The sequence below is a fragment of the Steroidobacter gossypii genome (assembly GCF_016801985.1).
GTDB lineage: Bacteria > Pseudomonadota > Gammaproteobacteria > Steroidobacterales > Steroidobacteraceae > Steroidobacter > Steroidobacter gossypii.
Genome location: NZ_JAEVLS010000002.1, coordinates 289,426 through 301,822, shown reverse-complemented (window position 1 = coordinate 301,822; position 12,397 = coordinate 289,426). Strand labels below are relative to the sequence as shown.

Sequence of the window (12,397 nt, the reverse complement as noted above, 5' to 3'; positions counted from 1 at the left end):
AAAGATCGGGCGCCGCGTTCGAGCGGCATGCTAACCGAAAAAATCGTTGAACTGATCCCGGTCCCGCACACAAAATGCGCACCCTATGAAGACCGCCGCCAGCCTCCTGCTTTCGCTGCTCGCCTTCCTGGCGAGCCCGTTCCATGCTGCCGCCGCCGACGCTGCACCTCCCGCCATAGCGGATCGCGAGAAAGTGCTCGACGCCATGAAGCGCGCCACCACCTTCATGACCGACAAGGTCGCGTACAAGGGCGGTTATGTCTGGACCTATCTGCCGGATATGTCGCGTCGCTGGGGCGAGATGGAAGCGCGCGAGACCATGATCTGGCTGCAACCGCCGGGCACGTCGAGCATGGGTCACGTGTTCCTAGACGCCTATCACGCCACCGGCGATGAGTTCTATTACCGTGCGGCCGAGCAAGTCGGCGCGGCTCTGATCTGGGGCCAGCACCCGAGCGGCGGCTGGAACTACGTGGTGGATTTCGGCGGCGATCGCTCGCTGCGCGACTGGTATGCGACCATCGGCCGCAATGCCTGGCGACTCGAGGAGTTCCAGCATTACTACGGCAATGCCACTTTCGATGACGAAGTCACCGCCGATGCGGCCAAGTTCCTGCTGCGCCTGTATGTGGAGAAGCACGATCCGCGTTACAAGCCGGCGCTCGACAAGGCGATTCAGTTCGTGCTCGACAGCCAGTATCCGATCGGCGGCTGGCCGCAGCGTTATCCCTTGAGCGAGGAGTTCTCGAAGCATGGACGTCCGGACTACACCTCGTTCCTCACCTTCAACGACGACGTGTCGGCACAGAATGTTTATTTCCTGATCTTCTGTTACGAAGCGCTCGGCGATGAGCGGCTGCTCGATCCGATCACGCGCGGCATGAATTTCTTTTTGAGCGCGCAGCAGGGTCCGCCGCAACCGGGCTGGGGCCTGCAATACACGTTGGACGTTCGCCCCGCTGGCGCGCGCAGCTACGAACCGAACTCGCTGGCGACGCATACCACCGCGAGCAACATCGCGCACATGATCCGGTTCTACGAGCTCACGGGCGATTCGAAATTCCTGGCTCGCGTGCCGGAAGCGCTCGACTGGCTGCAGTCATTGCGCCTGTCGAACGCGGGCGGCGACGGTCAAGCGATCACGGTACCTACGTTCATCGAGCTGGGCACCAACAAGCCCTTGTATGTGCATCGACGCGGCTCGAATGTCTTGAACGGCGAGTACTACGTCGACAACGATCCTCGCCGCACACTGGGACACTATTCGCCCACGCGGCGTATCGATATCGCAGGTCTTCGCCAGCGCTATGAAGCCGCCAAGGCGAAATCGGCGCAGGAACTGGCGAAAGAATCTCCCCTGTTCCCCGGCCCCGACGCCACCGAGCTGCCGCGCCTGTTTGCGACGATGTACGAGCCGGTGCCGAGCGGCGACATCCGCACGCTTGCGGCGTCATCGCTCGGCTCGCTCAATGCCGAGGGGTACTGGCCCGCGCCGCTGAGAATGACCAGCCATCCCTACAAGGGCGACGGCTCGAAGCAAGTGGCCAAGGGCGACTTCGCCAGCACGCAGGTGGGGGACGAGCACGACACCTCGCCCTTCCCCCATCCCAACCCGCCGATGGGCATCTCGACCGCCGAGTACATGAAACACATGAATGTGTTGATTCAATGGTTGGATACGGTCCCCAGCGCCCGATGACCCGTTGAGGGCGGGCGCCCTCGAACAAGTCGAACAAAAGTAGCGCCGCCGCGCGGATCGCTGCGATGGGCGCCGTCGAGCGCCCTGGGCCCTGCACATCATTTCTATCCGACTGCGCTGCTCCTCAGCCGAACATGCGCGCGCGCCAGGCTGCGATGTTGAACCATCTGCGCCACTGCATTTACACGCATGTGAGCACAGGCGATGTCGCACGGGAGAGTTCTGGAACAAACGTCGCTGGATGCGTCTGACATAGCCGGTTCTTTGATCAGCCCGGTGCTGCTAGGCACCGCCGTGGCGGGGACCGCGGATATCCTGGCCGCCATTACCGTCTGGACACTGCGCGATGTTCCAGCGATACGCGTCCTGCAGAGCATCTCCAGCGGTCTGCTCGGCAGGGACGCCTTCTCTCACGGCGCATCGACCGCCTGGCTCGGTCTGCTGCTTCACTACGCGATCATGGCCGTGATCGCCTTGGTATTCGTGCTCGCCAGCCGACGCCTCGATATTCTGATTCGCCATCCCCTCGTGGCCGGCGCTGCATACGGCCTGCTCGTTTTCACGGTCATGACGTACGTCGTCGTGCCGTTGTCCGCCAGCCCCCTCAAGCTTCCACCGCCACTGCAGGTGCTGGAGCAAATGTTCATTCACATGGTCTGCGTGGGCTTGCCGATTTCGCTGGCGGCGCATCGCTTCGGTCGCCAGCTGCTCGCCAACTAGAAAACATCTGGGAGGGATTGATCATGAGTAACACTGCAATCGGAAGGGCAGTGCGCGGAGTGCTGTCGGCCAGCGTGGCGGCACTCGCCGCGCCAACGGTGATGGCTGCGGACGCGCCCATTCAAGAAGTGGTCGTGACTGGCTCGCGCATCTCATCGCCGAACATGACCAGCATCAGTCCAGTGACAGCCATCAGCTCCGAAGACATCCAGGTCACGGGCAAGGTGCGCGTTGAAGACATCATCAATCAGCTGCCGCAGGCCATGGCGGCACAAGGCTCGACCATCTCCAACGGCTCGACCGGAACGGCCACGGTGGACCTGCGCGGCCTCAACGCCAAACGCACGCTGGTGCTGATCAACGGCAGGCGCCTCATGCCCGGCAATCCGGACAGCGCGCCCGGTGTGAATTCCGGCGCGCCCGATCTCAACCAGATTCCGCGCGCGCTGATAGAGCGCGTCGAAGTGCTGACGGGCGGCGCCTCGTCCGTGTACGGCGCGGACGCGGTGGCAGGCGTCGTGAACTTCATCATGAACACCCGTTTCGAGGGCGTGATGGTGGAAGCCAATTACAGCTTCAATCAGCACGAGAACGACAACGCAGTGGCGGATATCGTGCGCGACAAGGGGTACGCATTGCCGAAGAGCAACGTGAGCAACGGCTATACCCGCGACTTCTCGTTCGTCATGGGATCGAACTTCGCCGACGCGCGCGGCAACGCCACCTTCTACGCCACCTATCGCGACGTTGAAGCAGTGCTGCAGAAAGATTTCGATTACAGCGCGTGCAGTTTCAATTCGGGTGACGTGTTCAGCTGCGGCGGCTCGTCCACCACCGACCCGACGCGCATGCAGGTTCGCAACCCGATCACCGGCAACCTGGCGAACAACGTGATTCTGGATGCCGACGGCGGCTTGCGGCCGTATGCGGGCGCCACCGACGCCTACAACTTCGGCCCGCTGAATTTCTATCAGCGCCCGGATGAGCGCTACACCGCCGGCTTGTTCATGGACCTGGACGTGGGCGAGTCGCAGACCGTGTACAGCGAATTCATGTTCATGAAAGACCGCTCGGTGGCGCAGATCGCGCCCAGCGGTATCTTCAACCAGGAATTCACCGTGCCGTGCAATCACCCCTACTTCACCGCCGACGAACAGCAGGTGTTCTGCCAGCAGTTCGGCCTGTCCGCAGCGCCAGACTCCACCGACACCGTCAACATTCGGATCGGCAAGCGCAACGTGGAAGGCGGGCCGCGGAAAAGTGACATCACACACGAGGCCTTCCGCGCTGTCGTAGGCTTGCGCGGTCAGCTGACCGATGCATGGTCGTACGATGCGTACGGCCAGTTCGGTCAGACAGAGTTGTCGTCGCTGGCCACTGGCGATTTCTCCATCACTCGCATCGGTCGCGCGCTCGACGTGGTGCGCGATGCGAACGGCAACCCGGTGTGTCGATCCGTCATTACCGGCGTCGATCCAGCGTGTGTTCCCTACAATCCCTTCCAGCTGAATGGCATCACGCCGGAGCAGATCAATTATCTGCAGATCCCGCTGGTCCAACGCGGCACGAATACCGAGCGCATTCTGAACGCGTCCGTGACCGGCGATTTCACCGGTTACGGCTGGAAACTGCCCTCGGCCGAGTCGGGCTTGATGATGAATTTCGGCGTGGAATGGCGTCATGAAGAATCGGAGCTGACGCCGGATCTGGCGCTACAGTCCGGCGACGGCGCCGGCACGGGTGGCGCCACCACTCCTGTGGAGGGCAGCTACACGTCTCGTGACTTTTTCATGGAGGCGCGACTGCCGCTGGTCGAAGGCAAGTCGTTCGCGCAGAGTCTGTCCGCCGAAGCCGGTTATCGCTACTCCGATTACGATCTGGACTTCAGCACCGACACCTACAAGCTCGGTCTGGAGTGGTCGCCGATCAGCGATATCCGCGCTCGCGCCAGCTATCAGCGCTCGGTACGCGTGCCGAATATCACAGAGCTTTACGGCATTCAGGCGGTGGGCCTGGACGGAACGATCGACATTTGCGCCAGTGACGTCGCGGGCGGCGAGTTGCCGGGGGCATCGCTCGAAGAGTGCGTTCGCACCGGTGTCGCGCCCGAGGACTACGGCACGATCCAAAACAATTCCGCGGCTCAGTACAACGGCCTGATTGGCGGCAATCCCGATCTGAAGCCGGAGACGGCCGACACGCTCTCCTTCGGTCTCGCCTTCCAGCCGCGGGCGTTGCCCGGGCTGCGCATCAACATCGACTACTTCGATATCAAGATCGAGGATGCGATTCAGAATCCGAATGCGGATTTCACATTGCTGATGTGCGCGCGCACCGGCGATCCGCAGACCTGCAGTCGCATCCAGCGCGACGCCGACGGCTCGCTGTGGCAGTCCGTCAACGGTTATGTCGTCGACACGTTCGAGAACATCGGCGAGATCAGCACTTCGGGCATCGATTTCGATGTTTCCTATGCATTCGATCTCGGTGGCGGCGGCCGGCTCGGCCTGGATTTCGTCGCCACCCTGCTCGACTCGCTGGAGTTCACGCCGCAACAAGGCGTCACTTACGACTGCGCCGGACTGTACGGCTCGGTGTGTCTGGTGCCCGCGCCCGAATGGCGTCACAAATTCGATGCGACCTGGCGCACCCCGTGGGCCGGCATCGACTTGACGCTCAGCTGGCGTTACTTCGACGAGGTGAAACGCGACGCCGAGGACAGCAACCAGTTCCTGTCGTTCCTTGGTCAGGTGGAGGGCGTGCTGCCCACCGACTCGCGCCTCGGCAGCCGCAGCTACCTCGATCTCACCAGCGCCATGACGCTGGCGGAGCGCTACACGGTGCGTGTGGGTGTGAACAACCTGTTGGACAAAGATCCTCCGCTAAACGGCTCCAGCAGCTGCCCGACCGGTCCATGCAACGGCAATACCTGGCCGCAGGTGTACGACGCCATGGGTCGTCAGATCTTCGGGCTCCTCACCATCGACTTTTAAAGTCGAGTTCGGGCGGCGAGCTGCGAATCGTCGTCCCTCACCAGCCCTCCTTCGCCAACGAAGGAGGGCTGATTCTCAGGGTGCTGAGCCCTGCCACTGCCGCAAATTCAGAAACTCGCGTCGCGTGCGCGGACCGTGAGTCGCGAACGAAGGATTGGGCGCTTCCGAGTACGCCAGGCGACTACGCGCCACAGCGTCGCCTTTCGTCTGTTCGAGGATGTCCGCCGGCGAGAGATTGTACGGCTTGGCTGCATTCAAGCCGAAGACCTTCGCTCGTAGCTCCGGTGTCATGGTCGGATAGCCGTGCGCCTCGCGCAGCTGCTCGGCAATCTGAAATGTGCGGAACGCCTGGATCTGATCCTGCGGCGAGCCATACCAGATCGAATCCGTTCCCCACAGCACGTTGTCTTCGCCAACGTACTTGAACAATTTGCCGAGCGCGTGAGCTGCGCTGGTCGGATCGCGCATGGATAGAAAGCGCCACGTCGAGCCCAACTCGGCGTACACGTTGCTGTTGGGCTTGACCCCAGCCGAGAGCAGCGATGTGACCAGCGCGTCGATGCCGTCGGTGCGCTTCGGATCGTACACGCCCTCCTCCTGACCGACGACATAGCCCGAGTGATAGATCAGAAAGTTCACATCCGGGAAGCGCTTGGCGATCGGTCCGATGTCGCGGCAGGTCGAATGCTCGTAGCTGCGTTGGCCGAACGGCAGCCCCTTGTGGATGCAGATGTTTCGTACGCCGACTTGCCGCGCCTTCTCCACGAAGCGGATGCCCGCGTCGTCGGTCATCCAAAAGCCTTTGCCGTCCGGACCCCACTGCGTATAGGTCTTGAACGCGACGACACCCAGCTTGGCCAGTCGCTCCATGTCCTCCACGTCTCCCGGTTGATTCGGATTGACGCGACCGTGGATCATGAGCCGCTTCGTGCCTTGCATCTTTTCCACGATGTCACGCGTTGCGAATGCCTCCTCGATCGTCAGCGGCTCGCCCTCGCGCGTCGACGGCACGAAGCTCAACACCATGATGTCGGTATCCGAATCCAGGAAGACATCTTTGATGAACTCATCGGCGCCGAGGCATTTGAGATAGCTGCGCTCGCCCGCGGCCTGGGAGAGCTCGCACGACGCTTTCGGAAAATCTGACAGCGGCTTCGCGCCTTCCGGCACGGTGCGCAGCCACGCGCCGTCGGGGTTCACGAAATGCCCCTGCACGTCGAAGATGAATTCTTGCTTGCCCAGTTCGGCCGCGGCGAGCTGCGGCTCGAGCGGCGCCTCCTTGGATATTTCAAAGAACCCGCCGGGCCGACGGTCGCGTGCATGAGCGGCATTGAACGCCAACAACGTGGACGCCGCGCCACATGTTGAAACCAGAAATGAGCGACGGCTGCGATTGACCTTCCGTGCAAACGACTCCGCCCATTGCGAGGCCAGCGCATTTGCCGCGCGCAGCGAGTCGCTCAGCGGCACCGGGAGGAATTCACCGTTCGACGTGGAATCGAGCTTGATGGGCAGGCGCTGTCCGTGCGGATCTGCATCTCGGCCGGAGCTACGTCGATCTTGCATGGCTGCCTTCCCCGCGCGATGGTCGGTCTGCGCAGGGTGCACTGTCCGGCAAGATGGTTCAAGACGGGAGTTTTTCCAGACGTCCTCAGCCATAATAGGGACGCATGAAACTTCTCGATCGACGAACCTTCCTCGGCGCCAGCGCAGCCGCCGCCCTGGTCTTGCATCGACCGACCGCGCTCGCCGGTCCATCCCAGACAGTGTGGACCTTCGATAACCTGCAACGGATCGGCGGACACGCCGCGCGGCTCGAAGGCCAGCCGCGACTGGTGGCCAGTCCGTGGGGCAAGGCGGTGGCGTTCGACGGTCGGGAGGACGCGATCTTTATCGACAATCATCCGCTCGCCGGCGCAGACACTTTCACCTTCGAGGCGGTGTTTCGTCCCGATGGCGGCGCGTTCGAGCAGCGCTGGTTTCATCTCGAATCGGCCGAACAGCCGCCGGTCGACCCGGGCAAAGGCAACACACGGATCCTGTTCGAAATCCGCGTGGTGCGCGACGAGTGGTATCTGGACGCGTTCGTCAAAGGCCCCGGCTACAGCCAGGTTCTGATCGTGCCCGAGAAACTGTTCCCCACTAAGAAGTGGTACCACGTCGCTCAGACCTATGACGGCACAACCTACCGCGCCTATGTGGATGGGCAGCTGCAAGCGGAAGCGGCGATTGCCTTCAAGGCGCAGGGCGCCGGGCGCGCGTCGATCGGGACTCGAATGAACCGGGTGAATTACTTCAATGGGGCGGTTCGCGAAGCGCGCTTCACGCACGCCGCCTTGCAGCCTGCGGAATTCTCGCGGCCTTAGACGGACGTCTAGAATCCAATCGGCACCCGCGCCGAATAAATCATGGATGAACGCGGAACTGAATCGAGCGGAAACCGAGGACTGGACGCAATGGGAACGCCAGATCGTGAATGGCGTCTTTCCCTTGCGCCGTCTGCTCGGCCATTCGGCTCACGGCGCCGTGTTCCTGACCGAACATAAGTCAAAAGGCCTCGCCGACGCCGCGATCAAACTGGTGCGAGCCCATGGTTCGCAAGCACAGGTGTTGCAGTCGCAGTGGCAAGCGGCCGCCGCTCTCTCCCACCCTCATCTGATTCGTTTGTTCGACGTGGGGCGGTGCCAGTTGGCAGGTCACGAGTTCGTGTTCGCCGTGATGGAACATGCCGATCAGACCCTCGCCGGCATCCTTCGCCACCGCCCGCTGGCTGCCGAGGAAGTTCAGGAGCTGCTGGTCCCCACGCTCGAAGCGCTCACCTACCTGCATCGACGCGACCTCGCGCACGGTCAATTGAAGCCGTCGAATCTTCTGGCTGCAGGCGATCAGCTGAAGCTGGCGAGCGACACGGTTCGTGCCGTGAGTCATGATGTTTCCACGGCGGACGATATGTTGAGTCTCGGCATGACCTTGGTCGAGGCGCTCACTCAGCGCAGGCCGGCGCTGCAGGGATCGGCGCCGAACTTACCAGACGCTTTGCCGAGCGAGTTGGTGGATACCGTGCGCCGCTGCTTGAACAAGAATGCAGCGGAACGTCCCACCGTCATCGAGCTCAGGACGCAATATAAACTTCCGTCGCCGCCAGAATCGATTCCGAAGCCGCCTCCGGGCGCATTGACCTCGCGCGAATCCATCTCAGAATCGACCGCGCCCGTGAAGGCCGCGCGCGAATCCATTCCAGAATCCACCGCGCCTGTGAAGGTTGCGACTGCGCACGAATCAGATCCAGCGCCACAGCCTCATGCGCCGAAAGCTGCGCAAGAAGCCACCCCGCCGCAGAGATTCGGCGAGCGCTCGCTGACCTTGCCGGATCGACCCGCAGCCATCGCAGGTGTATTCGCAGGGGCACTTCTAATCGCGCTCGCGGTATGGATCGGTTCGCGCGCCACGCCGACTCCGCAAGCCGACCTGCAACCAGGAGCCGTTCCTGCTCCCTCGACCTCAACTCCTTCCGTCGCAGTCGTACCCACGGATCCGAAGCCATCGAGCGAGCTCGCTGTTCCGCCAACTCCATCGGCTCTGCCGCCGGAGGTCTTGCATCAAGTGCTGCCCGACGTTTCGCAGAACGCGCTGAGCAAAATCCAAGGCCGCATCTTCGTCATGGTGCGAGTGCTGGTGGATCCTTCCGGCAATGTGGTCGGCGCACTCATGGAAGACCCCGGCCGCAGCAAACATTTCGCCCGCGCCGCGGAGAACGCCGCTCGAGAATGGCGTTTCGTTCCTTCCGACAAGCAGCGCCCTCGAGTGTGGATCCTAAGATTTGCCTTCACTCGCGACGGCGTCACCACCCGAGTGATCGAGCAGTGACGATTGCGCCTTCCGGTGCACGCCGAGGCATGACACCACGCTGAGGAACACCAGCGTGAACGCAACGGTTTCCAAGGGAGTGGGCAAACGTTGCTCCCAGACGAAGCCGTAGATCAATGCAAACAAGGTCTCGAAAAGAATCATCTGCCCCACCAGTGTCAGCGGCAGAAGCCGGCTCATGCGATTCCACAGAGCATTGCCTGTGATGGAGGCCAACACAGCCACGCCCGCCGACACACCGGCGAGTTGCGTCCACGCGGCGGCCGAGTGAGATCCGTCGGAGAAAGCAAGAGCAAACGGAAGCAGCAACAGCGCCTGCGCACAGGTCATCACGCCAGTGAGCAGATTCCACTCATGACCAGACACTTGCCGAAGCTTGGTCAGCCAGCGACTGTTCCAGACGGCGTAGCACGTCCACGACACCAGTGCGCCAATCGCGCACAGCAGGCCTGCGGATTGCTCGACGATGGACGCGGACGTCGCGCCTGAGAGCGCTTCCGCTCCGATGCATAAAGCACCGAGCACGCACAGAGCAAGCGATGGCGCGAGCTGACGAAGCGGCACTGCGCCTTGATCTCGGCTGCCCACGATAGTGACGGCGACAGGTAAGAAACCGATGACCAGCGACGTCATCGCAATGCCGCCCAGTCGAACCGCGCTCGAAAGCAGCACGTAGTAAAAGATATTGCCCGCGAAGGCGAGCCAACCCAACGCAATCCACTCGCGTCGGCTCAGCTTCGGCATCACCCTCCGCCACAGCGGTGCGATCAGCAGCACCGAGAACACACCGTAGAACAGATAGCGGCCGACCGTCAGGTGCAACGGGCCGAATTCCGGGACCAGCTCCGGCGCCAGAAAAACCAGCCCCCACAGCGCGCCCGCGCCGATGCCGCAAGCGACACCTTCGAGAACTTTGTTGTTGGACACGCGTACCTCCGCCATGGCGCGCAGGGTATGCGTCACATGGCCACTGCATCTTGATCGGAAATCGCGTGTCTTAGGCTTGGGCTCTTGCCTGACGCCGATAGGCCGCGGGAGTAAGCCCCATCGCGTTGCGCATGGCGCGGGTCAGCGCGCTTTGGTCCGCGTAGCCGCAGCGATAGGCGAGCTCCGCAATGGGCAGCTCAGTGTCGACCAACAAACGACAGACCAGATTCAAGCGGAACTCGGCGAGCCAGGCGCGCGGCGACTTGCCCAACTCTTCCTGAAAGATGGCATGCAGCCTGCTGGCGCTCACCCCCACCTTCCCCGCCATGACTTCGACGGTCCAGTCCAGCGCAGGATTTGCCTCGATGGCTGCAAGCAATCGGGCCAGCCGCGAAGCGATGCGAGGCGCATCGCCCAGCAATGCATCCACCAACAGCGGCACCCAAAGCTTCAACCTGTGTGGAAGCATGCGCTCGCTCGCGACCATCGCGCCCATGTAGTCAATCAGGTGAGTCGCTTCTGGCGTCACTGGCAGGTACGGACGCAGAGCCAGCCGGTCGGCGGCGCGTGTATCGAGGTCGTTTGGATAAAAGTCGAGAATCAGCGATCGATTCACTCCATGGCTGACCTGGTCGTGCCTGGAACCGGGCTCGACATAGGCGGCCCTGGAGCGATCTAGCACCGACTCACGCCCCGCGATGTCCATGGACAACTCACCCTCGAGCGGCAACGCGATCTGCGCGAACGCGTGACTGTCGGCGGTGCTCGCCGATCCATAGGAGCGGATAGCGATGGAACAGCTGGGGGTGAACATCTGGGACAACGGCCGAGGCTCGAGAGAACTGTCGCGGATTCTACCGGCCAGCAGCTGTGATCGCTCTCAGGCGAACCCCGGCGCCGAGCGCTGCACTTTATACGTATATCTCCCGATGAGGTCCCCTTGTACGGTCCCTGACACCGGTGTCAGGGGGGCGACACCCGGTATCCAAACCAGGTCGGAGAGGCAATGTGTGCCGAAGGATCAGCACGCAATTCGGGTTCTTGCGCCCGTGTTTTTCCGCTGTTTCAGGCCCGCACTGTCGCTCGGCTTAGGACTCGCTTTGTTCCAAACATCCAACGGACAGGAGATGGACAATGATTCGCAAGTTGTTTTTCGGGGGACTGCTGCTGGCGACCGCCGGCACGGCCTTTGGCGCGATCAACCTGACGGCGTCGGCCGGTAACGGCCAGGTCTCGCTCAACTGGTCGTACTCCGGCAGCACCGCCACCACTCAGGAGATCTATCGCGATCTGGACTCGAATCCGAACGGACGCGTGCGCATCGCAAGTGTGAGCGCGAGCACACGCAGTTACGTCGATACCGGCGTGAGCGGAGGCACGACCTACTACTACTGGATCAAGAACACCGTCAACGGCGTGGCTGAGAACTCCAACACCGCTTCGGCCACGCCCTCTGGCGGTGGCGGCGGCGGTTCGATCACCGGTTCTTCATGCGGGACTGGCGGTGCGCAGACCACTGTGAACGCGACCATTCGCGTGACCAGCGGCACTTATGACGGTGGTTGCCAACGCTTCAACGCAGGCTCGGCCTTGGGCGACGGCAGCCAATCGGAAGGCCAGCAGCCGGTGTTCCGGGTCGAGAACGGCGCTACCCTTCGTAACATCGTCATCGGCAACAATGGCGCGGACGGCATCCACACCTACAACGGCGCCGTGCTCGACAACATCTACTGGATGAACGTCGGCGAAGACGCCATGACCATCAAGTCCTCGGGCACCACCACCGTGCGCAATATCGAGGGCTACGACGCCGACGACAAGTTCTTCCAGGTGAATGCGGCGTCCACGCTGAACGTGAGTAACTGCATCATCCATCGCGCCGGCAAGGCGCTGCGACAGAATGGCGGTACGACCTTCCGTGTCGACGTGACGTTCGATCGCTGCGATATCAATAGCATGAACGAAGGGGTGTTCCGCACCGACAGCTCCAGCAGCACGGCGCGTCTGACCAACAGCCGCCTGCGCAACGCCGGCACCATCTGCATCGGCCCGTGGGCGAGTTGCGCGCAGTCGGGCAACACCAACTACTGATCGCCAGCATCGAGCTGGGAAACCTCCGCGCCGGGAGCCCGTGTCCCGGCGCACTCTTTCCCCACTGCGACAGGCCGCAAGGCCCCTCCGGCGCGCACGC

The 12,397-nt window shown here is 62.4% G+C and carries 9 protein-coding genes; 6 read left to right on the top strand and 3 right to left on the bottom strand.

Annotation, left to right across the window (positions count from 1 at the left end; all coding sequences use genetic code 11):
* The first annotated feature begins 85 nt into the window (after positions 1-85).
* The 3 genes from JM946_RS08690 (at position 86) to JM946_RS08680 (ending at position 5,412) form a co-directional block, all read left to right on the top strand.
* Positions 86-1,699 carry a pectate lyase gene (locus JM946_RS08690; protein WP_203166894.1) on the top strand — a complete coding sequence of 538 codons (1,614 nt, stop codon included), beginning with the start codon at positions 86-88 and terminating at the stop codon, positions 1,697-1,699.
* 204 nt (positions 1,700-1,903) lie between these two features.
* Positions 1,904-2,419, top strand: coding sequence for a hypothetical protein (locus JM946_RS08685; protein WP_203166893.1), 516 nt, complete (start codon positions 1,904-1,906; stop codon positions 2,417-2,419).
* Positions 2,420-2,442: 23 nt separating this feature from the next.
* On the top strand, positions 2,443-5,412 hold the full coding sequence (locus tag JM946_RS08680) for a TonB-dependent receptor domain-containing protein (protein WP_203166892.1): 2,970 nt from the start codon (positions 2,443-2,445) through the stop codon (positions 5,410-5,412).
* Between the two features lie 75 nt (positions 5,413-5,487).
* On the opposite strand, the gene JM946_RS08675 is transcribed toward JM946_RS08680, so the two are convergent.
* Positions 5,488-6,978, bottom strand: a complete 1,491-nt coding sequence (locus JM946_RS08675; protein WP_203166891.1) for an amidohydrolase family protein — start codon at positions 6,976-6,978, stop codon at positions 5,488-5,490.
* A 104-nt stretch (positions 6,979-7,082) separates the two neighbouring features.
* Between JM946_RS08675 and JM946_RS08670 the strand changes: the two genes are divergently transcribed.
* Together JM946_RS08670 and JM946_RS08665 are read left to right on the top strand one after the other, a co-directional pair.
* Positions 7,083-7,778 carry a LamG domain-containing protein gene (locus JM946_RS08670; RefSeq protein ID WP_203166890.1) on the top strand — a complete coding sequence of 232 codons (696 nt, stop codon included), beginning with the start codon at positions 7,083-7,085 and terminating at the stop codon, positions 7,776-7,778.
* 46 nt (positions 7,779-7,824) lie between these two features.
* Positions 7,825-9,279: a serine/threonine protein kinase gene (locus JM946_RS08665; protein ID WP_203166889.1), complete on the top strand. Its 1,455-nt coding sequence runs from the start codon at positions 7,825-7,827 to the stop codon at positions 9,277-9,279.
* Here the strand turns inward: JM946_RS08665 and JM946_RS08660 are convergent.
* On the bottom strand, positions 9,226-10,221 hold the full coding sequence (locus JM946_RS08660) for a DMT family transporter (protein ID WP_218042694.1): 996 nt from the start codon (positions 10,219-10,221) through the stop codon (positions 9,226-9,228). The genes JM946_RS08665 and JM946_RS08660 overlap by 54 nt on opposite strands.
* Positions 10,222-10,276: 55 nt before the next feature.
* Entirely contained in the window at positions 10,277-11,020 is a 744-nt protein-coding gene (locus tag JM946_RS08655) for an AraC family transcriptional regulator (RefSeq protein ID WP_203166887.1), read from the bottom strand.
* 320 nt (positions 11,021-11,340) lie between these two features.
* Here JM946_RS08655 and JM946_RS08650 point away from each other — a divergent pair, with 320 nt between their 5' ends.
* Positions 11,341-12,297, top strand: coding sequence for a pectate lyase (locus tag JM946_RS08650; RefSeq protein ID WP_203166884.1), 957 nt, complete (start codon positions 11,341-11,343; stop codon positions 12,295-12,297).
* Positions 12,298-12,397 lie beyond the last annotated feature (100 nt).

Excerpts from the sequence above, each read along its gene's own strand:
- JM946_RS08690 (WP_203166894.1), top strand. The coding sequence starts at position 86 with ATGAAGACCGCCGCCAGCCTCCTGCTTTCGCTGCTCGCCTTCCTGGCG.
- JM946_RS08685 (WP_203166893.1), top strand. The coding sequence starts at position 1,904 with ATGTCGCACGGGAGAGTTCTGGAACAAACGTCGCTGGATGCGTCTGAC.
- JM946_RS08680 (WP_203166892.1), top strand. The coding sequence starts at position 2,443 with ATGAGTAACACTGCAATCGGAAGGGCAGTGCGCGGAGTGCTGTCGGCC.
- JM946_RS08675 (WP_203166891.1), bottom strand. The coding sequence starts at position 6,978 with ATGCAAGATCGACGTAGCTCCGGCCGAGATGCAGATCCGCACGGACAG.
- JM946_RS08670 (WP_203166890.1), top strand. The coding sequence starts at position 7,083 with ATGAAACTTCTCGATCGACGAACCTTCCTCGGCGCCAGCGCAGCCGCC.
- JM946_RS08665 (WP_203166889.1), top strand. The coding sequence starts at position 7,825 with ATGAACGCGGAACTGAATCGAGCGGAAACCGAGGACTGGACGCAATGG.
- JM946_RS08660 (WP_218042694.1), bottom strand. The coding sequence starts at position 10,221 with ATGGCGGAGGTACGCGTGTCCAACAACAAAGTTCTCGAAGGTGTCGCT.
- JM946_RS08655 (WP_203166887.1), bottom strand. The coding sequence starts at position 11,020 with ATGTTCACCCCCAGCTGTTCCATCGCTATCCGCTCCTATGGATCGGCG.
- JM946_RS08650 (WP_203166884.1), top strand. The coding sequence starts at position 11,341 with ATGATTCGCAAGTTGTTTTTCGGGGGACTGCTGCTGGCGACCGCCGGC.